The organism is Streptomyces tropicalis, from assembly GCF_029269835.1.
GTDB classification, from domain to species: domain Bacteria; phylum Actinomycetota; class Actinomycetes; order Streptomycetales; family Streptomycetaceae; genus Streptomyces; species Streptomyces tropicalis.
Genome location: NZ_JARJBB010000012.1, coordinates 1 through 26,145 on the forward strand (window position 1 = coordinate 1; position 26,145 = coordinate 26,145).

Genomic DNA, 26,145 nt, shown 5'->3' on the forward strand with positions numbered 1-26,145 from the left:
ACGGTCTCGTTGGACATGCCGCAGCTCGGCCTGGACCGGCACGAGTCGGTGCCGGTGCGCGACGAGCTCACCGGCGAGACCTACCACTGGGGCAGGGCCAACTACGTGCGCCTCGAACCGGGCCGGCAGCCGGCCCACGTGTTCCATGTCCAGCGATCGTCCCCCGCCCCGAGAACCGGAGGGCCCACCGCGCCATGACTGTCAACGAACCCGTCCCGGACATCTTCGAGGACGCCCCCGCCAGGGACCGGGACCCGGAGTGGTTCAAGCGCGCGGTCTTCTACGAGGTCCTCGTCCGCTCCTTCCAGGACAGCAACGGCGACGGCGTCGGCGACCTGAAGGGCCTGACCGCCAAGCTCGACTACCTTCAGTGGCTCGGCGTCGACTGCCTCTGGCTGCCGCCCTTCTTCAAGTCCCCCCTGCGCGACGGCGGCTACGACGTCTCCGACTACACCGCCGTCCTGCCCGAGTTCGGCGACCTCGCCGACTTCGTCGAGTTCGTCGACGCGGCCCACCAGCGCGGCATGCGCGTCATCATCGACTTCGTCATGAACCACACCAGCGACCAGCACCCGTGGTTCCAGGAGTCCCGCAAGGACCCCCACGGCCCCTACGGCGACTTCTACATGTGGGCCGACGACGACAGCCAGTACGCCGACGCCCGGATCATCTTCGTCGACACGGAGGCGTCGAACTGGACCCACGACCCGGTCCGGGGCCAGTACTACTTCCACCGCTTCTTCTCCCACCAGCCGGACCTCAACTACGAGAACCCGGCCGTGCAGGAGGAGATCCTGGCAGCCCTCCGTTTCTGGCTGGACCTGGGCATCGACGGTTTCCGGCTGGACGCGGTGCCCTACCTGTACGCGGCGGAGGGCACCAACTGCGAGAACCTGCCCGCCACCCACGCGTTCCTGCGCCGGGTGCGGCGCGAGATCGACGCGATGTATCCGGACACCGTGCTGCTGGCGGAGGCGAACCAGTGGCCGGAGGACGTCGTCGACTACTTCGGCGACTACCGCAGCGGCGGCGACGAGTGCCACATGGCCTTCCACTTCCCCGTCATGCCCCGCATCTTCATGGCCGTCCGCCGCGAGTCCCGCTACCCCGTCTCCGAGATCCTCGCCAAGACCCCCGCCATCCCCACCCACTGCCAATGGGGCATCTTCCTGCGCAACCACGACGAACTCACCCTGGAGATGGTCACCGACGAAGAACGCGACTACATGTGGGCCGAATACGCCAAGGACCCCCGCATGCGCGCCAACATCGGCATCCGCCGCCGCCTGGCCACCCTCCTGGACAACGACCGCAACCAGATGGAACTCTTCACCGCCCTGCTCCTGTCCCTGCCCGGCAGCCCGATCCTCTACTACGGCGACGAGATCGGCATGGGCGACAACATCTGGCTCGGCGACCGCGACGCCGTCCGCACCCCCATGCAGTGGACCCCCGACCGCAACGCGGGCTTCTCCTCCTGCGACCCCGGCCGCCTCTACCTGCCCACCATCATGGACCCCGTCTACGGCTACCAGGTCACCAACGTCGAAGCGTCCATGTCCTCCCCCTCCTCCCTGCTCCACTGGACCCGCCGCATGATCGAGATCCGCAAGCAGAATCCTGCCTTCGGACTGGGGTCCTACACCGAACTGCAGTCCTCCAACCCCGCCGTCCTCGCCTTCCTCCGCGAACACGAGGACGACCTCGTCCTCTGCGTCCACAACTTCTCCCGCTTCGCCCAACCCACCGAGCTCGACCTGAGCGCGTTCCGCGGGCGGCACCCGGTCGAGCTGATCGGCGGGGTGCGCTTCCCGGCCATCGGCGAACTCCCCTACCTGCTGACCCTCGCGGGGCACGGCTTCTACTGGTTCCGGCTCACCAGGGCCGCGATCCGGACCGGCCGACCGGACTGAGCGTGCGGCCGACCAAAGGAGGCGTGACCATGCCGAAGACCGCAATCCTCCAGCCGGGCGCCCAGGGCCTGGCCGGGCCCATGGCCTCGCTCGACGGTCTGCTGCGCGCCTGGCTGCCGCGCCAGCGCTGGTTCGCGGGCAAGGACCGGCCCGTCACCGACCTGCGCCTGCTGTCCATGACGGAGCTGTTCCCGGGCTGCCTGCACCTGCTGGTCCACGCCGAGCACGCGGGCTTCCCCTCGGGCCACGGCGGCGTCCCGGCGCCGGCCGGGACGTCCCAGCCCGAACCCGCCGACTGCTACCAGCTGCTGCTCGGTGTGCGGGAGCAACTGGTGCCCCGGCTGCGGCGCGCCTTCATCGGCCGGGCCACCGAGGGCCCGCTGGCCGGCCTCGCCGTCTACGACGCGCTCTGCGACCCCCGCTCGGCGCAGCTGCTGCTGGAGCGGCTGCGCCGCCCGGGCACCGCGGGCCCGCTGCACTTCGAGACGGACCGGGCCGTGTCCGTGCCCGGCGGGCTGGCCCCGCGGCTGCTGGAGGCGGAGCAGTCCAACTCGTCCATCGTGTACGGCGACGAGTTCATCCTGAAGGTGTTCCGCCGCATCCAGCCGGGCGTCAACCCGGACCTCGAGGTGCCGTGGGCGCTCGCCGGGCTGGGCTGCTCCCGGGTGCCCGCGCCGGTGGCCTGGTTCCGTACGACGCAGCCGCAGCCGGCGACGCTCGGCGTGCTCCAGCCCTTCCTGCCCGACGCGTCCGACGGCTGGACGCTGGCCCTGCGGGCACTGTCCACCGGTGACGACTTCACCGCGCAGGCCCACGAGCTGGGGCGGGCGACGGCCGAGGTGCACCTGGCCCTCGCCACCGCCTTCCCCACCGGACGGCTGCGGGACACCGCCACGACGGCCTCGGCGATGGCCGAGCGCCTGGACGCAGCCGCGCAGGCGGTGCCCGCGCTCCGCCCGCACGCGGCGGCCCTGTGCACCGCCTTCGACGCGCTGGCCAGCTGCGACGCGGGACCGCCCGCCCAGCGCATCCACGGTGACCTGCACCTGGGCCAGGTGCTGCGCGCCGGGCGGGAGTGGTTCGTGATCGACTTCGAGGGCGAGCCGTCCCGTCCGCTCGCCGAGCGCTGCCTGCCCGAGTCCCCGGTGCGGGACGTCGCCGGCATGCTGCGCTCCTTCGACTACGCCGCCCGCCAGCGCCGCCCCTGGCGCCCGGAGTGGGCGCGCCGCTGCCGGGAGGCGTTCTGCGCCGGCTACGCCTCCGGCTCCGGCTGGGACCCCCGCAAGAAACACGCCCTGCTGCGCGCCTACGAGACGGACCGTGCCGTGTACGAAGTGCTGTACGAGGCACGGCACCGTCCCGACTGGCTCGCCGTACCGATGGCGGCGATCGAACGTCTCGCCGTGAGAGGAGGATGAACCGGTGGCACTGCGCGACACGTCACTCCCCGAGCCGTCCGGCCCGCTCCCGTCCCCCGCGGGACGCGTCCGGACCGCACCGCCCCTGGACCCCGCCGACCGTGAGCGCCTGCTGTCCGGCGCCCACCACGACCCGCACTCCCTGCTGGGCGCGCATCCGGTGCCCGGCGGCGTCGTGTTCCGGGCGCTGCGCCCGTGCGCGACGTCCGTGGCCGTCCTGGCCGGCGGGGCGCGGACCCCGTTGGTCCCGCAGGGCGACGGGCTGTTCTCGGGCCGGCTGGACCTGGACGAGGTTCCCGCCTACACGCTGGCGGTGGCGTACGGCGAGGGCGGCGCCGGGGAGCAGGAGGTCCACGACCCCTACCGCTTCCTGCCCGCCCTCGGCGAGCTGGACCTGCACCTGATCCGCGAGGGCCGGCACGAGCAGCTGTGGAAGGCGCTCGGCGCGGAGCCGATGACCCACCAGGGCGTGACCGGCACCCGGTTCACGGTGTGGGCGCCGAACGCGCGGGGCGTCCGGGTGGCCGGCGACTTCTCGTACTGGGACGGCACCGCGTTCCCGATGCGCTCCCTCGGCGCCGCGGGCGTCTGGGAGCTGTTCCTGCCGGGCATCGGCGAGGGGGCCGCGTACAAGTTCGAGATCACCTCGCAGTACGGCGGGCGGTTCCTGAAGGCCGACCCGATGGCGCGCCGGGCGGAGGAGCCGCCCGCGACGGCGTCGGTGGTGACGGCCGCGCACCACGAGTGGGACGACGCGGAGTGGATGGCGCACCGGGCGGACGTGCCGGTGCACGAGGCGCCGCTGTCGGTCTACGAGGTCCACCTCCCCTCCTGGCGGCCCGGACTGGACTACCGTCGGCTGGCGGAGGAGCTGCCGGCGTACGTGAAGGACCTCGGCTTCACGCACGTGGAGCTGATGCCGGTCGCCGAGCACCCCTACGGCCCCTCCTGGGGCTACCAGGTCACCTCGTACTACGCCCCCACCGCCCGCCTGGGCACGCCCGACGACTTCCGGTACTTCGTGGACGCCTGCCACCGGGCCGGCATCGGCGTGATCATGGACTGGGTGCCGGCGCACTTCCCCAAGGACGACTGGGCGCTGGCCCGCTTCGACGGGGACCCGCTGTACGAGCCCGGGAACGCGCAGCGCGCGGAGCACCCGGACTGGGGGACGTACGAGTTCGACTTCGCCCGCACCGAGGTGCGCAACTTCCTGGTCGCCAACGCGGTGTACTGGTGCGAGGAGTTCCACATCGACGGCCTGCGGGTGGACGCCGTCGCCTCCATGCTCTACCTGGACTACTCCCGGGACTCCGGGCAGTGGACGCCGAACCAGTACGGCGGCCGCGAGGACCTGGACGCCATGCGCTTCCTCCAGGAGATGAACGCCACCGTGTACCGGCGTGCGCCCGGCGTGGTGACGATCGCCGAGGAGTCCACCGCGTGGGGCGGGGTGACGGCGCCGACCGACCGCGGCGGTCTGGGCTTCGGGCTGAAGTGGAACATGGGCTGGATGCACGACTCGCTGGAGTACATGAGCCACGAGCCCGTGCACCGCCGGTACCACCACCACGAGATGACGTTCTCGATGGTGTACGCGTACAGCGAGAACTACGTCCTGCCGATCTCGCACGACGAGGTCGTGCACGGCAAGCGCGCCCTGGTGTCGAAGATGCCCGGCGACTGGTGGCAGCGCCGCGCCGACCACCGGGCCTACCTGGGGTTCATGTGGGCCCACCCCGGCAAGCAACTGCTCTTCATGGGACAGGAGTTCGCCCAGGGCGGGGAGTGGTCCGAGGAGCACGGGCCGGAGTGGTGGCTGCTCGACGAGGGGTACTGCGCGGCCGGCGACCACCGCGGGGTCCGGGACCTGGTGCGCGACCTGAACACGGTGTACCGGGCCACGCCCGCGCTCTGGCAGCGCGACACCAGTCCCGAGGGCTTCCAGTGGGTCGCGGTGGACGCCGCCGACGACAACGTGTTCGCCTTCCTGCGCCGGGACGCCGCGGGCGTGCCGCTGCTGGCGGTGTCGAACTTCTCCCCGGTGGTCCGGCACGACTACCTGCTCGGTGTCCCCGGGGAGGTCACCGCCTGGACGGAGGTCCTCAACACCGACGCGGCCCGCTACGGCGGCGGCGACGTCACCCACCCGGACCCGGTGAAGCCGGAGGACGGACGGGTCCGGCTCACCCTGCCCCCGCTCGCCACCCTCTGGCTCGCGCCGTACGGCGCCTGAGCGCGGGGGCACCCGTCCGGGGCGCCGGATCCGGCGCCCCGGACGGGTGTCGGCGGGTCCGGACGGGTGTCCGCCGGTCCGGGCGGGTGTCCGCGGTCCGCGGCGGGGCAGTCGGGGTCGTACGGCCCGGTGCCCGACCGGGGTACCGGGACGGACGAGAGGCGGCGAGAGGTGCGCACCGTCGGAGTGGAGGAGGAGCTCCTCCTGGTCGACCCGGACACCGGCGAGCCACGGGCGATGTCCGGCGCGGTGCTGGCCCGCGCCGAGGCGGACGGCCCGGGCCGGGACGTCTTCGAACGCGAGCTGTTCGGCCAGATGCTGGAGTTCGCCACGCATCCGCAGACGGACATGGCCGCGCTCGGTGCGGAGATCGCCCGGTGCCGGGCGGAGGCGGCCCGGCACGCCGCGGAGACCGGCTGCGCGGTGGCCGCGCTCGCCTCGTCGCCGATGCCGGTGGACCCGTCCTTCGCCGCGAGCCCCCGCTACCGGTGGATGGCGGAGCAGTACGGGATCGCCGCCCGCGAGCAGCTCGTCTGCGGCTGCCATGTGCACGTGGGCGTGGAGTCCGACGAGGAGGCCGTGGCGGTCGTGGACCGGATCCGGCCCTGGCTGCCCGTCCTGCTGGCGATCAGTTCCAACTCCCCCTTCTGGCACGGGCGGGACTCCCGCTACGCCAGCTATCGCAGCCGGGTGTGGGGCCGTTGGCCCTCGGCGGGTCCGACGGGGCTGTTCGGGACGCCCGAGCGGTACCACCGGCTGGTGGCGGACATGGTGGACACCGGGGTCGTGCTGGACGAGGGGATGGTGTACTTCGACGCGCGGCTGTCCGCGCGCTACCCGACGGTGGAGATCCGGGTCGCGGACGTGTGCCTGCACGCGGACACCGCCCGGCTCCTCGCCACGCTCGCCCGCGGCCTGGTGGAGACCGCGGCGCGCGCGTGGCGGGCGGGCCGGGCGCCCGCGGACCACGACGTGAGCCTGCTGCGGCTGGCCGCCTGGCAGGCGGCGCGGGCGGGCCTGGCGGGTGAGCTGCTGCACCCGGTCACCCTGCGGCGGCAGCCGGCCGGGACGGCGGTGGAGGCGCTGCTCGACCACGTCGGCGAGGCGCTCGCGGACCTGGGGGACCTCGGCCCGGCGCGCTCGGCGGCCGCGGCACTGCTGCGGCGCGGCAACGGCGCTCAGGTGCAGCGGGAGTCGCTGGAGCGGACCGGGAGCCTGCGGGACGTCGTCGCCCTGTGCGTGCGGCTCACCCAGGAGGCTCCGGGAGTGCCACAACCCCCGGGCGACCGGTGCTCCCCCGGCCCCTCGGACTCCCCCGGTCCCCCGGCCTGACCGCGCTCCCGCTGCGCCCCCGACGCACGGCACGCACCGGGCCGGGGCGGCGGGCCGGGCACGGTCGGCGGCCCCTGTCCGCGGTCGGGATCACGAAACGGGGCTACTTCCCCGTTCGGGGCACCCCGCGCGCCCGCCTGGGCTACATTCGACCAGCGCCGACAACGGTACTCGTCGGCGTGATCACCCTCCGTACACCCAGGAGCAGTGCATGCGCGACGTCGCCCTCGCTCCGCCTGCCGTGTCCTCCTCGACCGGCGGGCTCGCCGACAGCGTCTTCGAGACGGCGGAGATCCGTCCGACCCTGCCCGTGCTGGCCCGCCGCTCCGGCCCCGCCTCCGCGGTCTGGGAGGAGGTCACCGCCGTCGAACTCCGCGACCAGGTGGCCGACCTGGCGCGCGGCCTGATCGCCTCCGGCATCTCCCCGGGGCACCGCGTGGCGGTGATGGCGCGCACCCGGTACGAGTGGACGGTGTTCGCCTACGCGCTGTGGGCCGTGGGCGCCGAAGTGGTCCCGGTGTACCCGACGTCCTCCCGCGACCAGGTCGCGTGGATCCTGCGGGACGCGGGCTGCGTGGGAGTGGTGGTCGAGGACGAGCAGGGCGTCATGACGGTGGGCTCCGTCTGCGCCTCGCTGCCGCAGTTGCGGCACGTGTGGCAGCTGGACACCGGGGCGGTCGGCCACCTCGCCGACGCGGGCGCGGTGGTGCCGCTCACGACGGTCGACTCGCTGCGGCGGATCGTGCTGCCGGACGCGACGGCGGTCGTCGCCTACACCTCCGGCTCGGCCGGCCGCGCCATGGGGTGCGCCCTGAGCCACCGCGCCCTGGCCAGCCCCTGCGACACCCTGCTGGCCGGCTGGGGCCACACGGCCGCGCCCCCCGGCGAGAAGCCCGCGGTCCTCGCCTTCCTGCCGCTCTCCCACGTGTACGGGATGATGATCCAGGGCCTGTGCATCCGCGGCGGTGTCCTGATGGGCCACGAGCCCGACCTGAGCGACGCGTCGCTGGCGTCGGCGCTGCGGTCCTTCCGGCCGACCTACTTCTACGCCGTGCCCTCGGTCTTCGAGAAGATCTACAAGGAGTTCCTGCGCACGGCCCAGCAGTCCGGCCGCGGCGCCCTCTTCGAGCGGGCGGCGGACACCGCGCGCACCTTCGCGGCGGCCGTGGAGCGCCGCCGGCTCGGCCGCGGCTCGGGCCCCGGTCTGGAGCTGCGCCTCCAACACGCCCTGTACGAGCGGACGGTGTACCGCAGGCTGCGCGCCGCACTGGGCGGACGGGTCGTCCGAGCCACCTCCGGCGGCTCGCCGCTCAGCCGTGAACTCTCCCTGTTCTACGAGGGCATCGGCATCTACGTGCACGACGGGTACGGGCTCACCGAGACGGCCGGCGGGATCACCATGCAGCCGCTGGGCCGGGAGAAGTCCGGGACGGTGGGCAGACCCCTGCCGGGCACCCAGATCCAGGTCGCCGACGACGGCGAGATCCTGGTGCGGGGCCCCTCGGTGTTCCACGGCTACGTCAACGACGAGGGCGCGACCCGGGCAGCCCTGCCCGGCGGCTGGCTGGCCACCGGGGACATCGGGCACCTGGACGGCGAGGGGTATCTGACGATCACCGGCCGCAAGAAGGACGTCATCATCACCAGCGGCGGGATGAGCGTGGCGCCGGCCGTCCTGGAGCAGCGTCTGCGGCTGCACCCGCTCGTGCACCAGGCCGTGGTCGTCGGCGACGGCCGTCCCTGCGTGGGCGCGCTGATCACGCTGGACCCGCAGTTCCTGGCGCACTGGCGGGCCGGGCTGGCGCTCCAGGCGGACGTCCCGGGGAGGGAGGCCCGGGAGGAGAACGCCCTGCGCGAGGAGATCGGGCGGGCGGTCGCGGCGGCCAACAGCGCCGTCTCGCCGTCGGAGTCGATCCGGGTCTTCCGGGTGCTGCCGGCGCCCTTCGACGTGGCCAGCGGGCTGCTCACACCGTCGATGAAGCTGCGCCGGGACGCCATCGTGCGCCACTACGCCGCCGAGATCGACGCGATGTACGAGGCGCGCAGCCGGCGGGCGCGGCGGCCGGTGCCGCAGGAGCCGGCGGCCGACTGGGACGACGCGGACAACGTCTTCCGCTGACCGCGACCCGGCCCGTCCGCACCGTCGGACACCCGTCAGGCAGGCCGCCCCGGCCCACCGCCCCGGTCCGCGGGAAGGCCGGCCGGGGCGCGGTGGGGCCGGGAGGGTCAGCCGCCGACGTACCAGTGGAAGCCGCCGTTGGCCGCGGACACCGCCAGCAGCGCACCGAAGACCACCAGGTCGACGATACCGAGCACGATGCCGGCCTTCGCCATGCCCGCACCGCCCTTGGCGGGCGCCTTCCGCAGACCCACGGCACCGAACACGATCGCGAGCGGGCCGAGGATGATGTTGAAGAGGAACACGCCGATGATGCCCAGCACCAGGGAGGCCACGGCGAGGCCGTTGGTGCGCGAGGTGGATGGGGCGGTGGGCGAACTGCCGTGACCCGTCATCGTCTTCTCCTTTTGGGGACGGCCGTTTCGATGGCCGGATCTGTCGAATGCCCCTGGGCAGGTCCGTCATTCCGGCGAGTTGTGGAATGAGGAATTCCAGAATTCGGGTGCCGCGTGCCGCCCGGAATTCCCGGCCGACGCGCGCAACCTCCCGCGGCCCGGGTGCGTCGTTCACGGGCGGGGTCCGGGCGCACGGGCACCGCCCCCGCCCCGGGTACCGGCCCTCCGGAACGCGACGCGTAGCCTGCGCGGCCATGGGAACTAGACAGTGGGACGCAAGGGAAAGAAAGGACAACAGCCCGGCCGGTCCGGCCGGGCCGGGAAGGCGAGATGGCAACCGAGCCACGTTGGGACGACACCACGGCCACCGAGGGCATGCCCAGCCGCACCGCCCGCTTCGCCGGGGAACTGCACCATGTCACGGGTGCGCGCCTCGCCGCGGAGGAGTTCCTCGACGAGCTCGCACGGCGCACACCGCCGACGGCGCCCGAGCACTGGGACGACATCCTGCTCGTGGTCACGGAGCTCGCCGCGAACGCCGTGCAGTACGCACCGGGGCCGTTCTCACTGGGCCTGCGCCGCACCTTCGACGGCGTGCATGTGACCCTCAGCGACTCCAGCACCACGACGCCCTCGCCGCGGCCGTTCCACCCGAGCCGCGGCGGCGGAGGCATCGGCTGGCACCTGGTCCACACCCTGTGCGACCAGGTCAGCGTGGTGCCGCACGACCAGGGCAAGGACGTGCACGTCTTCCTTCCCTGGTGACACCGGTCCACCCGGTGGGCCGGCCGGCGGTGCGCGGCGGATCCGCGCGGCGCGCCCCTAGCGCACCGCCGGCTCTCCCGTTCCGCCCCCGGCCGTGTCCGCCGCGCGCAGCGGCACCAGCACCGTGACGGTCTTGCCCCCGCCGGGCCGGCGGTCGATGACGATCTCCCGCGCCAGGCGGATGATCAGCGGCCAGCCGTAGCCGCTGCCCTGGTGCCCGAGAGGCAGGTCGCCGGGACCGAAGGCCACCTGGGGAACGACGTCGCTCCGGTCGTGGACGGCGAGGCGGATGCCGTCGGCCGTCGGCACCGCGTCGAAGCCCGTCAGCCCCTCGCCGTGCCGGATGGCGTTGGTCACCAGTTCGGAGACGACCAGCAGGAGGTCGATGACGTCCTCCTCGCGCGCCCTGCCGAAGGAGGAGTTCCAGCGGTCCCTGACCACCGCCTGCGCGAACGCGCGCGCGGTGGCGGCGGTCGTCACCGGGCCGCCGGCCGCCGCCCCGGAGGGCGCGCCGCCGGGCGGCCCGGTCCCGTCGGAGCCGCCGGTGCGGGCCTGGTCCCCGGGTCCCGTGCGTCCTGCGCGGCCCTCCGCGCCCATGTGCTCGTCCTGCGTCACCGGTCCGTCACTGCCCGGGGCACCTCCATCGCCGCCTCGACGTCCTCGGCGAGAACGAAGTACCCCGCTGTTCCTGTCACGCCGAACAGCCTTTCCACGCTGTCGCCGAACGGGCCCGCCACGACCATGAGCAGACCGCGCGCACGGTGCGCCCGCTGGGCCTCGAGGAGAGCGTGCAGGATGGCCGAGTCCGCGAACGTGGTGCCCGACAGGTCGACCACGGAGCGGGCGGTCCCCGCCCGCAGTCCCGCCTTCAGGGCACGGGCGAGGCGGGGCGCGCTCTCGCTGTCGACGTCGCCCCCGACCTGCACCACGAAGGCATCCCCGTGGACGGACGACGACACGGCGGGCTCGCGCTCGTCGGGCATCGGCACACTCTTCCTGTTCGGCTCGCCGGGCCGCGGCACGCGTCCCGTGGGCTGCTCCAGCATAGGAGCGCCTGCGCGGTCGCGGTCACCGTTCCCCCCGTCGCCGCTTCCGGGGACGGGGCCGGCCCTGGTCGCCGCGTCAGGCGGTGGTGGTCTCCCGCGGCGGCAGCCGGTGGTAGTAGTCGCCCACCCGGGTCAGGTAGTCCGGGTCCATCGTCTCGCTGTCGACGAGGAAGCGGGGGGCCGCCTTGATCTCCCCGCGGGTGCAGGCCACCTGCACGGTGCGCTCCTCCGTGTCGATGCCGGTGACCACCCCGACCGGGACCAGGACGCTCTTGCCGAACACCCAGACACCGGTGTCCACGACCAGGTGCCGCATGCCGAAGTGGTCGGCCTCCCGGTCCACGTGCCCGATGGTGCCGTCGCCGGCGGCGACGCTGAAGCCGGTCAGGTCCAGCCCCTCGACACGACCGACCTGCGGCGGGTACGACCAGATTCCGTCGATGGCCACGCTGTTGATTCCTCCCCGGTCCGATGGGTCACGCACCGCCGGCCCGCTGCTCGGGCCGGAACTCCCACAGCGCAACTACCCTGGTCCGGCCGCGGCATTCGACCCCTCGCCCGGCTGCGCGGCGAGCGGTTCCAGGGTGCCCGTCATGTCGAGCGGGCGTTCCGGCACGGGGCCGGGCGTCCGGGTGGCTCACGACGCCGGCCTCCTCGGTGCGACCCCGGAGCGGCAGCAGCGCGGACAGGCCGGAGAAGCCGACGCCGTCGAGCCGGGAGAAGTCCGGGCGCGGCTCGGAGACGGGCTGCCGGGCGGCATGGCTCCGGGCGGGCAGCGAGGTGACGGTGTCCACGAGCCGGCCGCGCGTCCCGGAGCCGAGGTCGCCGGCGACGCGCACCACCGCCGAGGGCGGTCCGGCTCCGGCGGAGAGGCTGAAAGGCTTTGGCGGTAATGTGGACATACGTGCGTTCCGGGACCATGAGTCCTCCTGCTGCCGTCCTGCAGCAGCGTTTCTCACGCCGGGACGCCCCTGTGACAGGCGCTGCCGGCGCCGGTCACCGGATTCTGCGGGTCCGCAGACCGGGGCCGCCCGGGGCATTGTCGCAAGTCAACTTGTATACCCCTTTGCCCATCGTCCATTCAGGACGCGCGCCGACCATTACCCCCGCGGCGGATACCGCCCCCGGGTTTTGTTCGGCGGGGTCCTGATGGGTTAGCCTTCGACGTATTTTCCTCATCGCGCAAATCCGTGAACTGCGGAAATGCACACACGACACGCCGGGCCCGGGCAGGGCCGGCAAGTATTCCGAGTCCTCCCTGCGAGGACGCCCTGGGGAGCGGGACGAGGTTGCGCATGACCAGCGACAGAACCGACGTGGCCGACACCCTGCCGGGCGACCAGGAACTGAGGCAGCTCCTGGCCGGTCTGACGGCGGTGCGTGACGGCGACTTCGGAACGCGGCTGCCCGAGGAAGCCGACGGGCTCATGGGCGACATCGCCACCGTGTTCAACGGCATGGTGGACCAGTTGTCCGTGTTCACCTCGGAGGTCACCCGCGTGGCCAGGGAGGTCGGCACCGAGGGCACGCTGGGCGGGCAGGCGGAGGTGCCGGGGGTCTCGGGCACCTGGGCCGACCTGACCGACTCGGTGAACGCCATGGCGGGCAACCTGACCACCCAGGTCCGCGACATCGCCCAGGTGGCCACGGCGGTCGCCAAGGGCGACCTGTCGCAGAAGATCGACGTGCCGGCGCGCGGCGAGATCCTGCAGCTGAAGGAGACCGTCAACACGATGGTCGACCAGCTCTCCGCGTTCGCCGACGAGGTCACCCGCGTCGCCCGCGAGGTCGGAACCGAAGGACGCCTCGGCGGCCAGGCCAAGGTGTTCGGTGTCGCCGGCGTGTGGCGGGACCTGACCGACTCGGTGAACTTCATGGCGGGCAACCTGACCGCCCAGGTCCGCAACGTCGCCCAGGTCGCGACGGCGGTCGCCAAGGGCGACCTCTCGCAGAAGATCACCGTCGACGCCCGCGGCGAGATCCTCGAACTCAAGAACACCATCAACACGATGGTCGACCAGCTCTCCGCCTTCGCCGACGAGGTCACCCGCGTCGCCCGCGAGGTCGGAACCGAAGGACGCCTCGGCGGCCAGGCCCACGTGCGGGGCGTGTCGGGCACCTGGAAGGACCTCACCGACAACGTCAACGTGATGGCGTCGAACCTGACCGGTCAGGTGCGCTCGATCGCCCAGGTCGCCACCGCCGTGGCGCGCGGCGACCTGTCCCGGAAGATCACGGTCGAGGCGGCGGGCGAGGTCGCCGCGCTGGCCGACGTGATCAACACGATGGTCGACACCCTGTCCGCCTTCGCCGACGAGGTCACCCGCGTCGCCCGCGAGGTCGGAACCGAAGGACGCCTCGGCGGCCAGGCCCACGTGCCCAACGTGGCGGGCACCTGGAAGGACCTCACCGACAACGTCAACTCGATGGCGAACAACCTCACCGGCCAGGTGCGCAACATCGCGCTGGTGACGACCGCCGTGGCCAAGGGAGACCTGTCGAAGAAGATCGACGTCGACGCCCGCGGCGAGATCCTCGAACTCAAGACGACCATCAACACGATGGTCGACCAGCTCTCCGCCTTCGCCGACGAGGTCACCCGCGTCGCCCGCGAGGTCGGAACCGAAGGACGCCTCGGCGGCCAGGCCGAGGTGGAGGGCGTCTCGGGCACCTGGAAGCGGCTGACCGAGAACGTCAACGAGCTGGCCGGAAACCTGACCCGGCAGGTCCGGGCGATCGGCGAGGTCGCCAGCGCGGTGGCGGAGGGCGACCTGACCCGCTCGATCACCGTGGAGGCCTCCGGCGAGGTCGCCGAGCTCAAGGACAACATCAACTCCATGGTGGGGTCCCTGCGCGAGACCACCCGGGCCAACCAGGAGCAGGACTGGCTCAAGACCAACCTGGCGCGGATCGCCGGCCTGATGCAGGGCCACCGCGACCTGCCCGTCGTGGCCGAGCTGATCATGGAGGAGCTGACGCCGCTGGTGTCGGCCCAGTACGGGGCCTTCTACCTCGCCGAGGACGGTGTGCCCGGCCCCCAGCTGCGGCTCGTGGGGTCCTACGGGCGGCCGGACGGCGACGAGCTGCCCACCCGCTTCTCCGTCGGCCGCTCCCTGGTCGGCCAGGCGGCGCGCAGCCGCCGCACCATCGTCGTCGACGAACTGCCGCGGGGCTACGTCACCATCTCCTCCGGACTCGGCCAGGTCGTGCCGACCGCTCTGATCCTGCTGCCGATCCTCTTCGAGGACCAGGTACTCGGCGTCATCGAGCTGGCCTCCGTCACCCCCTTCAGGCCGACCCACCAGGACTTCCTGGAGCAGCTGCGGGAGACGATCGGCGTCAACGTCAACACCATCGTGGCGAACGCCCGGACCGACGAGCTGCTGGACGAGTCGCAGCGCCTGACCGGCGAACTGCAGTCCCGCTCCGCCGAGTTGCAGGACCAGCAGGATGAACTGCAGCGCTCCAACGCCGAGCTGGAGGAGAAGGCCTCGCTGCTGGCGGCGCAGAACCGCGACATCGAGGCGAAGAACCTGCAGATCGAGCAGGCGCGGCAGGAGCTGGAGGCCCGGGCCCAGCAACTGTCGCTGGCGTCGAAGTACAAGTCGGAGTTCCTGGCGAACATGAGCCACGAGCTGCGCACCCCGCTCAACAGCCTGCTCATCCTGGCCCAGCTGCTCGCGCAGAACCCCTCGCGCAACCTCACCCCGAAACAGGTCGAGTACGCGGGCATCATCCACTCCGCGGGCAGCGACCTGCTGCAGCTGATCAACGACATCCTCGACCTGTCGAAGGTCGAGGCCGGGAAGATGGACGTCAGCCCGGAGCGCGTCCCGCTGCGTCAGCTCATCGAGTACGTCGAGGCCACCTTCCGGCCGATGACGACCCAGAGGGGACTTGAGTTCGCGGTGGCCACCGCGGCCGGCGCTCCCGCGGACCTGCTCACCGACGACTCCCGGCTGCGGCAGATCCTCCGGAACCTGCTGTCCAACGCGGTCAAGTTCACCGAGCAGGGCAGTGTCGAACTGCGCATCGAGCCCGCGACGGAGGACGAGATCCCCCCGGGGGTCGTCCGCGGCGGCGCCGTCGTGGCGTTCCGGGTGAAGGACACCGGCATCGGGATCCAGGAGCAGCACCTGGAGTCGATCTTCGGTGCCTTCCAGCAGGCGGACGGCACCACGAGCCGCAAGTACGGCGGGACGGGCCTCGGCCTCTCCATCACCCGGGAGATCGCCCACCTGCTCGGCGGCGCGGTCACCGTCGACAGCGCGCCCGGCCGGGGCAGCACCTTCACGCTCTTCCTGCCCGTGGCCCGTCCCGACTTCGAGCACCTGCTCGCCGGCGGGCGCGTGGCCGAGAGGGAGCCGGTCGAACTCGTCAGCGCGACCACGGTGGCCGAGATCCCCGCGGCTCCCGATCGCCCGGGCACGGCCGGTCAGCGCCGGCGGCGCCTGCTGGTCGTGGAGGAGAGGCCGCGCGGGCTGCTGACCCTGGTCGCCGAGAGCGTCGTCGCGGACGTGGCCCGGCACGGCCCGGACGACGGCTCCGCACTGCCTTCGATGGAGGTGATCACCGCAGTCGGCGCCCAGGAGGCCGCGGGCGCTCTGGCCGCCGAACCGTGCCACTGCGTCGTCCTGGACCTGGACATGCCCGACGCGGAGGCCGCCCGCTTCCTCCGGGCGCTGCAGGGCGACTCCGCGCTGACCGGTGTGCCGGTGCTGATCCACAGCGGGAACCGCCCGGACGCGGCCAGGGAGAAGGCGCTGCGGTCGCACTCGGACGACGGGTCGCTGGAGTTCCTCTCCAGTCTGGACGAGCTGCGGGAGCGTATCGCCCTGCATCTGTCGGCCGAGGAGCCCGGGGACGTCCTGTCCCTGGTGCGGGCCGAGGAACCGCAGGAGCTCGCACCGCCCGTCGACGACACCTTCGTCGGCCGTACCGTCCTGGTCGTGGACGACGACGCCCGTAACCTGTTCGCGCTCAGTGGCATCCTTGAGCTGTACGGCTTCCGGGTGCTGCACGCGGAGAACGGGCGCAAGGGCATCGAGACGCTCATGAACAACCAGGACATCGCGCTGGTGCTGATGGACGTGATGATGCCCGAGATGGACGGGTACACCGCCATGGCGGAGATCCGCAAGATGGCCCAGTACGCCGATCTGCCGATCATCGCCGTCACCGCGAAGGCGATGCCCGGGGACCGGGAGAAATCACTGGCGTCGGGTGCCAGCGACTACGTCACCAAGCCCGTCGACACCAACGACCTGATCGCCTGCGTCCGGCGCCGGTTGTCCGCATGAACGTGCGGGCGCCTGCTGCGGCCGCCGCCGGGACGCGCTCGCCCCGGCGCCGCCCGGGTCGCGCCCCAGGGTCCTCCAGCGGAGGTGCATTGACATCGTGACCACGTCCGAGCCGCCACGCGAACCGGCCGCTTCCGAGTCGCGCCCGCCGGGACCGTCCGTGTCCCCCGGGCGTCCGGCCGACGCCCAGGCCCCGGCGGGGACCTCCCCCACGTCCCCCGTCGGCAGGCTGGCCGCGACGGTGGAGCGGCTGCGCGGCGAGGTGCGGTCGGCACAGGCCGAGGCCGACGGCCGGGCCCTGATCGAACTGGCCAAGGGCATCCTGGTCGAGCGCCTCGGCTGCGGCCCCGCACAGGCCGCGCGGCAGCTCGCGGAGCTGACCGGGCGAGCCAGGATGACGCCGCTGGAGTTCGCGGTCGAGGTCATCAACCAGGCCGCGCGCGACCGGGTCACGGAGGTCACGGACGCATTCCTCACCGCCACGACGGCGCCCGACAGCGAGTCGGCCGCCGTTCGCCTGCGGGCCGCGGAGAGCGGGGCGCTGGCCGCGGACGACGCCCAGGCAGTGGCCGACTCCCTGCTGGAGCACGCGCTGCGCCCGCTGGGCGCGGTGGCCGTGGCGGTCTGGGCCGCCGACCCCGACGGCTCGCTCACCCTGGCCGGCAGCGCCGGCTTCTCACAGGTCGAGGCGACCCGCTGGCGCTACGTCCCGCCGGAGGTGGACACCGTCGCCCGGCGCGGTCTGACCGAGCGCAGCGGCCAGTGGTTCACCTCGCTCGCCGAGACCGGCCTGCCCACCATCGGCCGGCACCTCCACCCGGACGGCGGCCGGGTATCCATGCCCACCGGCACGGGCGGGCGTATCCACGGGGTACTGGAGATCGCCTGGCCGAGGCCGTTGGAACCGCAGCCGCCGCAGGTGGTCCGCCAGGTGGAGGCCCTGGCGGAGCTGTGTGCGCACACACTGGAGACGCACACGCTGCCCGACGTCCTCACCACCGAGCCGGGGGTGCTGCCGGACGTCACCGAGCTGATGGACCTGGCCGACGGGCTGCACGACCCGGCCCTGGTCCTGGTGCCGCACACCGACGCCTCGGGGCAGCTGGTGGACTTCCGCATCCTGCACGTCAACACCCGCTTCCTCGACCCGGCGGGCCGGCCGCGCGCCATGGTCAGCGGCGCGTTGCTGCTCGAGGCCTATCCCCTGGCCGCCGGGCGCAGCGAGCTGTTCCAGCACGTCGAGCGGGTGTACGCCACGGGTGAGCCGTTCCGCGCGGAGCGCATGCACCTGACCGCGCTGGTCGACGAGGTGCCGCTGTCGACGGTCGCGGACATCAGCATCAGCCGGCACGGCGGCAGCGTGCTCCTCCTCTGGCGCATCGAGGACGAGACGGCCCGGCTGGCCAGCCTGCTCCAGCACGCGCAGCGCCTCGGCCGCATCGGCGGTTTCGAGGAGAACCTGCTGACGGGCGAGATCACCTGGAACGGTCAGCTGTTCAGTCTGTACGGGCGCCCCCCGACGAGCGCCCCGGTGCCCCTGGAGGAACTGCCCGCCCATGCCCACGCGGACGACGCCGCGGCCATCCGGCGGTTCCTGCGCACCCTGCTGCACCACCGCCGGCCGGCCTCCGCGGCCTTCCGGCTGCAGCGGCCCGACGGGGTGACCCGCCACATCCGGGTCGTCGCCGAGCCGGTGCTCGACACCGACGGTCGGCTGTTCGTCGTCCGCGGCGCCTACCAGGACATCTCGGCGCAGCACTGGACGGAGGTGGCGCTCTCAGCCACCCGTGACCAGCTGGCCCACACCGAGCAGCAGGCGGACGAGCACTACCGGCTGACCCTCCAGTTGCAGCATGCGATCATGCCCCCGACGCAGGCCCCGCTCCGGATGCCCGACCTGCAGGTCGCCGTGCGCTATCAGCCGGCGGAGACCGAGCAGCTGGTGGGCGGCGACTGGTACGACGCCGTGGTGCTGCCGTCGAAGAAGGTGCTGCTGTGCGTGGGCGACGTCGCCGGGCACGGCATACATGCCGCCACCAGCATGGTCGTGCTGCGCAACGCGCTGCGCGGCCTGGCGGTGACCGGCGCCGGGCCGGGCCAGCTGCTGTCCTGGCTGAACACGGTGGCGCACTACCTGACCAGTGCGGGCACCGCCACGGCGGTGTGCGCCCTGTACGACCCGGAGCGGCACACCCTGCGGTGGGCCCGGGCGGGCCATCTGCCGCCGGTGCTCGTCCGCGGCTCGGAGGCCACGCCGCTGCCGCTGGTCAAGGGCGTGCTGCTGGGCGCCTTTCCGGAGGCCAGGTACGAGGAGGGCGAGATGCAGCTCGCCTCCGACGACACCCTGCTGATGTACACGGACGGCCTGATCGAGAGGCGGGACCGCTCCATGGAGGATTCGATGTCCCATCTGCTGGCCATGGCGCGCAACGCGCCGCACACCCTGGACCAGCAGCTGGACCGCCTGCTGACGTACAGCCGGTCGGACACCGACGACGACACCTGCATCGTGGGGATCCGGGTCGTCTGACGGCCGCAGTCGCGGACACGGGTGTGCTGATCACGAACGGTGCCGACGTTCGTGATCAGCACACCTCAGCGGGCACCCGGGAGGTACTCCTCCCAACGGGCCTCCGGCCACAGGTCGGTGGCCAGGCCCATGAGTCTGCTGGGCTGCCGGCCGAGGCCGGCGACCTGCAGCCGGCCGCCGTCGGGGCCCAGGCACTCCCGTACGGCGAGGATCAGGTGCAGGACGGCGCTGTCCACGAAGCGGACGCGGCCGAGGTCCAGGGTGAGGTCGCACACCGATGCGGGCAGGGCCGCGGCGGCCGCTTCCAGATCGGGCCGGGTCTGGTCGTCGATGTCGGTGTCGACCGTGAGGGTGGCGGTGGTGCCGCCGGGGTTCAGTGAGACGTGTGTGCCCATCCGTTCGGCCCCCCTCTCTGACGGGGGTTCGGGCCGTGTGCGGCCCGGGGGCTCCCCCTCACCGTGTCACGCCCGCGGCGTCACGTCGAACCCCCTGGCCACGGAGGCGGGCACGGGCAGGAATGGCTGGGCCGTTCGGGGGTACGCGCGGGGCGCGGTGGGCAGTACGGGACCCGCAGGCGGAGGGGTACGGCATGAGACCGGTGTCGGCGAGGCGGCCCGCGCTCCTGCGGTCCGGACGGCTCACCGCGCGCCGGCGCCGATGAGAGGTTGATCACCGCATCCGTGCGGGGTCGGCGTGCATCGAAGGCGCCCGCCGGGGAACCAGCCCTGGCCGTAGCACTTGTTGGAGGATTCCGTGCCCATTGCCCAGAACCCCCTGTCCGTCGAGGTGACCCTGCCGCGGGCGGACGTCGCCCTGCTCACGGTGGAGGGCTACCTGGACGTCGACACCGCGACCGAGTTGCAGGCCCATCTGGCGAACCAGCTCCACCACGGCCGTCGCCATTTCCTGCTCGACCTGTCGGGCGTCCCCTTCATGGATTCCTCCGGGATGAACATCATCCTCCGGGTGTACCAGGAGGTCCGCGACAAACCGGGCAGCGTGCACATCATCGCGCCCACGCCCGCGGTGCGGCGCATCCTCGATCTGACGGGGGTGAGCATCACGGTGCCGGTGTCGGAGGACGCCGACGAGGCGCTCGCCCTGGCCGACCGGGTGTCCGACCGGCCCGAGGAGCCGCAGGCCTGAGAGATCCCCGCGGACCGCGCGCCGCCGGCCCGGTGCCCCGCCGGGCCGGCGCGCCCGGGTCCGGCGGGGGCAGCACCCACGGGAGGCGATGAGGACGGCCGTCGTCAGGCCGTGCGGGCGCCGTCCGGTGCGTGGGCGTGGTGGATCCGCTCCGACGCGACGGCGCAGAACGCCTCCAGGCCGGTGAGCAGCGCCGCCCGCTGCGCCGCCGGCATCCGCTCCAGGACGGACTGCAGGGCCGTCTCGCGCCGGGCCCGCAGGTCGGCGAGGAAGGCGTGCCCGCGGCGGCTCAGCTCCAGCTGCACCTCGCGGCGGCTGGTGGCGGCCGTCTGCCGCCGGACGAAGCCCACGGCCTCCAGGCGGTCGCAGAGCCGGCTCGTCGACGGGGGCGTGGATCCGAGGGTGTCGGCCAGTGTGCGCAGGTTGATGCCCTCGTTGTGCTCCAGGATGAACAGCACCCGCAGCTGGGAGGCGGAGACCGGCGCCGTCGAGGCGCGCCCCCACAGGACCTCCAGCAGCTCGGCCGCCTCCGAGGTCACGCGCGCCACCTCGGGCGGCTGCGGGCGCGGGGTGGAGTACGTCACGGTCACACTCTCCCAGGCTTCCCCCGCGCTGTCAGCTCACCGGTGGCGGGACAGCGGCCGTGACAGGGACCAGAATGGGAGCGGCGGGTCCGGCCCCTCGGCGCGGACGCGGCGCTCCCGTACCCCCGTGTCGCCGTCTCCGTGTCGCCGCAGCTGAGGAGAAATGGCGTGACCGACACCGTGAACAGACTCGAGGGCGCCCTGCACGCCCTGCACTCCGCGGCTCCGCACCGGGTGGTGGACGACCTGCGTGAGGTGCTGTGCCGTCGGTTCGCCGCGCAGAGCGTCGACTTCCTGATGGCCGACTACGGGCTGACCGTGCTGCAGTCGGTGTCCGCGGAGCCGCAGGAGCGGCGGGTCCTGCCCATGCACAGCAGCGCGCCGGGCCGCGCGTTCGGGGCGCAGGAGCCCTTCGTGGAGGACGCCGGATCCGGAACCACGCGGGCCCACTTCCCCGTCACCGTGCGGGGCGACCGGCTCGGTGTGCTGACCCTGACGGTCCCGGAGACCGAGCGCGACGCGCCGTGGATGGAGGAGATGACCGAGGTGGCCCGCGCGCTGGGGCACGAGGTCGTCGTCGCCGAGCGCGACACGGACCTGTACGTGCAGGCCCGCCGCACCGACCGGCTCACGCTCGCCGCGGAGATGCAGTGGCAGCTGCTCCCGGCCCGCTCCTGCGCGGGGCCCGCGTACGCGTTCGGCGCCCAGCTGGAGCCCGCGTACGCGGTGTTCGGCGACAACTTCGACTGGTCCGTGTCCGCCGGGCGGCTGATCCTGTACGTGACCAACGGCATGGGCGAGGGCATCGAGGCCTCCCTGCTGACCAACCTCGGCATCAACGCGCTGCGCAACGCTCGCCGGGCGGGCATCCCGATCGCGGACCAGGCCGCCCTCGCCGACCAGGCGATCTACGCGCATTACCAGGGGCAGTCCTATCTGTCGGTGCTGCTGCTGGACCTGGACCTCGCCACCGGCCGGGTGCAGGTGGTGGACGCGGGCTCCCCGCGGATGCTGCGGGTGCGCGACCGCACCGTGACCGCCGTGCCCTTCGAACAGCAGCTTCCGCTCGGCATGTTCGAGGAGACCGACTACGTCGCCCAGGAGTTCACGCTGTGCCCCGGCGACCGGCTGATCTTCGTCAGCGACGGCGTGTACGGGGTGGCCGCGCCGGGCGGCGAGCCGTACGGGGACCAGGCACTGAGCCGGGCCATCGCCGCCACCGTGCTCCTTCCCGCGGCCGATGTGCCCGCCGCGGTCCTGCGGGAGCTGACCGGCCACCGCGGCCGTCCGGAACCGGACGACGACGCCCTCGTCGCGTGCGTCGACTGGCTCGGCGACCGGCCCGGGATGTAGCGGCCGACCAGGCACGCGCCGTCCGTGCAGGGGGCCGGCCCGCGTGCTCCGACCGGACCGCTCCGCAGGGACACACTGTCGTCCGCGGTGGGCCCGCGGCTACAGTTGTCGCCCGGCAAAGGTCTCATCGCCGTCTCGTTGCGCCGACGGGTTCGGAGCGATGCACCGCACGACACGGGACGAGAGGGGAGCAGGTGCCGCAGCACGCGCTGGTCGCGCAGACCGAGCCGGTCGCTGCCCGTGAGCAGGCCCGGAACACGCTGGTGCGCGGTGGCGCCGGGCGGCCGGCGGCAGCACGGGTGTCCGACGACCGGGCGCACCGGCTGCGGCCCGCCTCCGGCGACGAGGGGCAGGGCACGGCCGGCGTGGAGCGGGCGCCGGCCGACGGCCGCACCTCCGGCAGCGGTCCGGGCAGGGGGCCCCGCGGGGCCCGGCGCACGGCGCACGGGTTCACGGTCGAGAGCGCTCCCCGCGCCGGCGCCACGGCCGCCGCGGCGTCGTGGGCCGCCGGTCCCCCACGTCCCCGGGAGGAGGCATGATGCCCCACCGGGGCTGTCCCGGCCCCCGCCTCCGAACCGGCAGCACCGACCCCGATCCCGACGGACCTCCCATGATGCGCACCTGGCAGATCACCAATGTGACCGACGCGGCACGGGCCCGTATCGCCACCGCGCGGCTCGCCGCCGCGTACGGCGTGCCCACCATGGAGCGGAGCCGCCTGGCCACCGCCCTCAGCGCCCAGCTGCGGCAGTGCCTCACCAAGGGCGGGACCTGGCAGCTCCTGCTGGAGATCACCGCTCCCGGTGCCGGCCCCGATGCCGCGCCGGTGCTGCGCGCCACCGTGGCCGCCGACGGCACGGGCGCCACCGGGGCGGAGCCGTGGCGGAGCGCGGTCGCCTGCTCGGGGACCGCCGACGGCGCCGACGGCGAGGTGCCCAGGGACCCGGCCGCGTTGGCCGAGGCGCTGCTCGGGGCCGACGAGGACACCGCGGTGGCCCTGGAGAAGCTCGCCGAGCAGGAGGAGCTGGTCTCCTTCCACCGGGAGGAGCTGCACCAGACCAACCAGGGCGTGCTCGCGCTGCACGCCGAGCTGGACGCGGCCGGACGGGCGCAGCGCGAGGCGTTCGCCGCCGAGCGCGCGGCACGGACCGAGGCGGAGAGCGCCCGCCGCCGGCTGACGTTCCTCGCGGACGCCAGCGCCGTGCTGACGGCCTCCCTCAACCACGACGAGATCGTGTGCCGGCTGCCCGACCTGCTGGTGCCCGAGTACGCCCGGAACGTCGACGTCTGGCTGTTCGAGCAGGAGGACGGCAGGGGCGGGAGCGCGCCGCACCCCGCGGCCGCCGTGATCGCGGCCCGCACCGGGCGCCCGCAGTACGCCGCCGACCACCCCGGCGGGCTGCCCGGCGTCGACGACCTGCCGGCGTCCGCGGCCGGGGGCGCACACCCCCTGCTGTGCATGCCGCTGCCCACCCGGCGGGCCCCGCTCGGCGTGCTGACGCTGACGCCTCCGGGCGAGCACTGGGACCCCGACGACGCGGTCATGCTGATCGAGCTGACCCGGCGCGCCAGCATCGCCATCGACAACGCGCGCCGCTTCGAGCACAACCGGGACATCGCCGAGACACTGCAGCGCGCCCTGCTCACCGACCTGCCGACCACGCCCGGCCTGCGGCTGGCCGCACGGTACCTGCCGGCCACCCACGGCCTCAACATCGGCGGCGACTGGTACGACGCGTTCCGGCAGCCCGACGGGAGCCTGATCACGGTCGTCGGCGACGTGACCGGGCACGGGCTGCGCGCGGCCGTGATGATGAGCCAGCTGCGCACCGCACTGCGGGCGTACGCGGTGGACGGCGGCAGCCCGGGGCAGCTCCTGACCCGGCTCCACACGTTCCTGCACCATCTCCAGCCCGACCTCTACGCCACGGCGGTCATCGCGCGGTTCCACCCGGACGATCCGACGGTCACCTGGGCGGCCGCGGGGCATCCGCCACCGGTGCTGCGGCTGCCCGACGGGCGGGTGGAGATCCTCGACGACAAGCCCGGCGCGATGCTGGGCATCCCGCTGCGGCAGCAGATCCGGGACCACACGGTCCCGCTCTCCCCCGGGGCGACGCTGGCCCTCTACACGGACGGCCTCGTGGAGCGCCGGGCGCAGGGCATCGACCCCGGCATCGCCCGTCTCGCCTCGGCACTCGGATCGTTCGGGACGGCGGAGCTGGACGCCGGCCTGGACGAGTCGGCGGACCGCATCCTCGGCCCGCTGCTCAGCGACTCCGAGCGCGACGACGACGTGTGCCTGCTGCTCTGCCACATCGACGGCGGCACCGGTCCGCAGGACCGGGACGCGCGGCGGCTGCGGGCGGCCGGCCGCAGCTGAACCGGCTCACAGCACGGGCGGTCGCGGCCGGCGCGGCGGCCGGGCCGGGGGCCGGTGCGCCTGGTCGAAGGCGAGGAGCCCCCGGTGCAGGGCCGCGGACTGACCCGGCGTCATCAGCGCGAGGACGTCCGCCAGTCGGCGCACCCGGCCCTCGGTGACCTCGGCGAGGAGCCGTTGTCCGTGGGCGGTCACCACGAGCTGCACCTCGCGCCGGTTGAGCGGCTGGACCGTCCGTTCCAGCAGGCCCGCCGCCTCCAGCCGGTCGCACAGCCGGCTGGCGGTGGGCAGCCCGATGCCGAGGTGGTCGGCCAGCGCGGTGAGGTTGAGCTCGGGGCGGTGGCGGAGGGTCTTCAGTGCGAGCAGCTGACGGGCCGGCAGCCCGGGGGTGACCTCCTCGGCCGCGGAGAACCAGAGGGCCACCAGGCTCTCCACGGCGTCGGTCACCTGCCGGGCGGTCCGGTGCCCATGCTCGGGGTCCTGTTCACAGCCCACCTCGGGTCCCCTCGACCGCCGCATTTGTCATGTACGTCGGGCTACCCGGATGGCGGGGGTATACACGGACTCTTCCGGGGTAGGTCGCGGGGCCGGCCGCGCGGGGCCCCGGAAGGTCCTCCCGGGCCCCGGCCCGGCACCGGCGGTGTCCGGGGGCGTCACGACGGGCGGCGGGCGACCACGGCGAACATCGTGACGGACATGTGCAGGCCGCCGCGTCCGGCGGCCTCCTCCAGACCGGCGTGGGCGCGGTCCCGCTGGTCCTCGGTGAGCAGGCCGCGGCGCACGGCGGACGCCCCGAGCATGCGGACCAGCGGCCAGGGCACCGCACGGTGGTCCTGCAGCAGCGCCTGCGCGCCTCGGTCCTCGACGACCAGTCCCGCCGCCTCCAGCTGCCCGGCGAGCCGGCGGCCGGCGTAGGGGTTGGCGGCGGCCGCGACGGCGGCGGCGGTGTAGGCCGCCATCACCTCCGGTTCACCCGGATGCAGGATCGTGGTGGCCCAGTCCGTGTCCAGCAGCGCGACCCGGCCGCCGGGGCGCACCACGCGGGCCATCTCGGCGACCGCCCGGTCCGCCTCGGTGAGGTGCTGGAGCACCCGTTCGCACCAGACCAGGTCCACCGATCCGTCGGCCGCGGGCAGGGCGAGCGCGTCGCCGTCGGTGAAGCGGGCCCGGCTGCCGGCGGCGGCCGCCCGCTCCTCGGCGACGGCGCGCAGGCCCGGGTTGGGCTCGACGCCGCACGCTTCCCCCTCCGGGCCGACGGCGTCCGCGAGCCGGACGGTCTGGGAGCCGGTGCCGGAGCCGACGTCCAGCACCCGCTGCCCGGAGCGCGGCGCGAGCGTGTCGTGCGTCCAGGAGCGCAGCCGGCGCACGCCCGCCGCGGCGTCCTGGAGATCGAGCGCGGCCACCAGGCGCTGGACGTCGGTGGCGGCGATGTGCTGTGTGCGGAAACCCGATCCGGGCGCTGTCTCCCCCATGCCCGCACTCTAGGGCCTGCCGCCACGCTCCCGCCTCCCCCCGCAGCACCGTGCTCGTACAACCGCCCCGCTCCCCTGCGGCGCCGTGCCCGCACCCCCTCCCCCGCGGTGCCGTGGACGCTCTCGTGCCGTCCCGCGCGTCGGGCCGTCCGATGC

At 73.5% G+C, this 26,145-nt stretch carries 22 protein-coding genes; 13 read left to right on the top strand and 9 right to left on the bottom strand.

The features are described from left to right. The 6 genes from P3H78_RS21905 to P3H78_RS21930 form a co-directional block, all read left to right on the top strand. A partial coding sequence (locus tag P3H78_RS21905) for a hypothetical protein (RefSeq protein ID WP_276110794.1) occupies nucleotides 1-198 on the top strand: 198 nt, incomplete at its 5' end. Beyond that, nucleotides 195-1,913, top strand: a complete 1,719-nt coding sequence (treS, locus tag P3H78_RS21910) for a maltose alpha-D-glucosyltransferase (protein ID WP_276110795.1) — start codon at nucleotides 195-197, stop codon at nucleotides 1,911-1,913. The genes P3H78_RS21905 and treS, both read left to right, overlap by 4 nt. 29 nt (nucleotides 1,914-1,942) lie before the next feature. Continuing rightward, complete coding sequence (locus tag P3H78_RS21915; protein WP_276110796.1) at nucleotides 1,943-3,331, top strand: maltokinase N-terminal cap-like domain-containing protein; 1,389 nt, start codon at nucleotides 1,943-1,945, stop codon at nucleotides 3,329-3,331. Between the two features lie 4 nt (nucleotides 3,332-3,335). After that, nucleotides 3,336-5,567, top strand: a complete 2,232-nt coding sequence (gene glgB, locus P3H78_RS21920) for a 1,4-alpha-glucan branching enzyme (RefSeq protein WP_276110797.1) — start codon at nucleotides 3,336-3,338, stop codon at nucleotides 5,565-5,567. Between the two features lie 171 nt (nucleotides 5,568-5,738). Beyond that, nucleotides 5,739-6,899, top strand: a complete 1,161-nt coding sequence (locus tag P3H78_RS21925; protein ID WP_276110798.1) for a glutamate--cysteine ligase — start codon at nucleotides 5,739-5,741, stop codon at nucleotides 6,897-6,899. A gap of 211 nt (nucleotides 6,900-7,110) precedes the next feature. After that, the gene (locus P3H78_RS21930) at nucleotides 7,111-9,018 is read left to right on the top strand and encodes an AMP-dependent synthetase/ligase (RefSeq protein ID WP_276110799.1); all 1,908 of its coding nucleotides are present in this window, start codon (nucleotides 7,111-7,113) and stop codon (nucleotides 9,016-9,018) included. A gap of 107 nt (nucleotides 9,019-9,125) precedes the next feature. Here the strand turns inward: P3H78_RS21930 and P3H78_RS21935 are convergent, their stop codons facing one another. After that, complete coding sequence (locus tag P3H78_RS21935; protein ID WP_276110800.1) at nucleotides 9,126-9,413, bottom strand: DUF4190 domain-containing protein; 288 nt, start codon at nucleotides 9,411-9,413, stop codon at nucleotides 9,126-9,128. Between the two features lie 330 nt (nucleotides 9,414-9,743). Here P3H78_RS21935 and P3H78_RS21940 point away from each other — a divergent pair, with 330 nt between their 5' ends. Beyond that, a complete protein-coding gene (locus P3H78_RS21940; protein ID WP_276110801.1) occupies nucleotides 9,744-10,178 on the top strand; it encodes an ATP-binding protein in 435 nt (144 codons plus the stop codon). A 57-nt stretch (nucleotides 10,179-10,235) separates the two neighbouring features. Here the strand turns inward: P3H78_RS21940 and P3H78_RS21945 are convergent, their stop codons facing one another. From P3H78_RS21945 to P3H78_RS21960, 4 genes are all read right to left on the bottom strand, one after another. After that, the gene (locus tag P3H78_RS21945) at nucleotides 10,236-10,793 is read right to left on the bottom strand and encodes an ATP-binding protein (RefSeq protein WP_276110802.1); all 558 of its coding nucleotides are present in this window, start codon (nucleotides 10,791-10,793) and stop codon (nucleotides 10,236-10,238) included. Beyond that, nucleotides 10,790-11,161 (bottom strand): STAS domain-containing protein, encoded by a 372-nt coding sequence (locus P3H78_RS21950; RefSeq protein WP_276110803.1) that lies wholly within the window; start codon nucleotides 11,159-11,161, stop codon nucleotides 10,790-10,792. Before P3H78_RS21950 ends, P3H78_RS21945 begins: the two co-directional genes overlap by 4 nt. A gap of 139 nt (nucleotides 11,162-11,300) precedes the next feature. Continuing rightward, complete coding sequence (locus P3H78_RS21955) at nucleotides 11,301-11,672, bottom strand: PRC-barrel domain containing protein (protein WP_276110804.1); 372 nt, start codon at nucleotides 11,670-11,672, stop codon at nucleotides 11,301-11,303. A gap of 28 nt (nucleotides 11,673-11,700) precedes the next feature. After that, nucleotides 11,701-12,066 (bottom strand): hypothetical protein, encoded by a 366-nt coding sequence (locus tag P3H78_RS21960; protein ID WP_276110805.1) that lies wholly within the window; start codon nucleotides 12,064-12,066, stop codon nucleotides 11,701-11,703. 453 nt (nucleotides 12,067-12,519) lie between these two features. On the opposite strand from P3H78_RS21960, the gene P3H78_RS21965 reads away from it, so the two are divergent. Together P3H78_RS21965 and P3H78_RS21970 are read left to right on the top strand one after the other, a co-directional pair. Next, nucleotides 12,520-16,524, top strand: coding sequence for a hybrid sensor histidine kinase/response regulator (locus P3H78_RS21965; protein ID WP_276110806.1), 4,005 nt, complete (start codon nucleotides 12,520-12,522; stop codon nucleotides 16,522-16,524). A 160-nt stretch (nucleotides 16,525-16,684) separates the two neighbouring features. Beyond that, nucleotides 16,685-19,054 carry a SpoIIE family protein phosphatase gene (locus P3H78_RS21970; protein WP_276110807.1) on the top strand — a complete coding sequence of 790 codons (2,370 nt, stop codon included), beginning with the start codon at nucleotides 16,685-16,687 and terminating at the stop codon, nucleotides 19,052-19,054. A gap of 65 nt (nucleotides 19,055-19,119) precedes the next feature. On the opposite strand, the gene P3H78_RS21975 is transcribed toward P3H78_RS21970, so the two are convergent. Beyond that, nucleotides 19,120-19,449, bottom strand: a complete 330-nt coding sequence (locus tag P3H78_RS21975) for an STAS domain-containing protein (protein ID WP_276110808.1) — start codon at nucleotides 19,447-19,449, stop codon at nucleotides 19,120-19,122. 358 nt (nucleotides 19,450-19,807) lie between these two features. On the opposite strand from P3H78_RS21975, the gene P3H78_RS21980 reads away from it, so the two are divergent. Next, nucleotides 19,808-20,200 (top strand): STAS domain-containing protein, encoded by a 393-nt coding sequence (locus P3H78_RS21980; protein WP_276110809.1) that lies wholly within the window; start codon nucleotides 19,808-19,810, stop codon nucleotides 20,198-20,200. Nucleotides 20,201-20,304: 104 nt separating this feature from the next. On the opposite strand, the gene P3H78_RS21985 is transcribed toward P3H78_RS21980, so the two are convergent. After that, nucleotides 20,305-20,790, bottom strand: coding sequence for a MarR family winged helix-turn-helix transcriptional regulator (locus P3H78_RS21985; RefSeq protein ID WP_276110810.1), 486 nt, complete (start codon nucleotides 20,788-20,790; stop codon nucleotides 20,305-20,307). Between the two features lie 162 nt (nucleotides 20,791-20,952). Between P3H78_RS21985 and P3H78_RS21990 the strand changes: the two genes are divergently transcribed. The 3 genes from P3H78_RS21990 (at nucleotide 20,953) to P3H78_RS22000 (ending at nucleotide 24,520) form a co-directional block, all read left to right on the top strand. Then, nucleotides 20,953-22,137 carry a PP2C family protein-serine/threonine phosphatase gene (locus tag P3H78_RS21990; protein WP_276110811.1) on the top strand — a complete coding sequence of 395 codons (1,185 nt, stop codon included), beginning with the start codon at nucleotides 20,953-20,955 and terminating at the stop codon, nucleotides 22,135-22,137. A gap of 194 nt (nucleotides 22,138-22,331) precedes the next feature. Continuing rightward, nucleotides 22,332-22,676 (top strand): ATP-binding protein, encoded by a 345-nt coding sequence (locus P3H78_RS21995; protein WP_276110812.1) that lies wholly within the window; start codon nucleotides 22,332-22,334, stop codon nucleotides 22,674-22,676. Nucleotides 22,677-22,747: 71 nt separating this feature from the next. After that, nucleotides 22,748-24,520, top strand: coding sequence for a PP2C family protein-serine/threonine phosphatase (locus tag P3H78_RS22000; protein ID WP_276110813.1), 1,773 nt, complete (start codon nucleotides 22,748-22,750; stop codon nucleotides 24,518-24,520). 6 nt (nucleotides 24,521-24,526) lie between these two features. Here the strand turns inward: P3H78_RS22000 and P3H78_RS22005 are convergent, their stop codons facing one another. Both P3H78_RS22005 and P3H78_RS22010 read right to left on the bottom strand, forming a co-directional pair. Beyond that, the gene (locus P3H78_RS22005) at nucleotides 24,527-24,964 is read right to left on the bottom strand and encodes a MarR family winged helix-turn-helix transcriptional regulator (RefSeq protein ID WP_276110814.1); all 438 of its coding nucleotides are present in this window, start codon (nucleotides 24,962-24,964) and stop codon (nucleotides 24,527-24,529) included. Nucleotides 24,965-25,170: 206 nt separating this feature from the next. Further along, the gene (locus tag P3H78_RS22010; RefSeq protein ID WP_276110815.1) at nucleotides 25,171-25,989 is read right to left on the bottom strand and encodes a methyltransferase domain-containing protein; all 819 of its coding nucleotides are present in this window, start codon (nucleotides 25,987-25,989) and stop codon (nucleotides 25,171-25,173) included. Nucleotides 25,990-26,145: the final 156 nt, after the last annotated feature.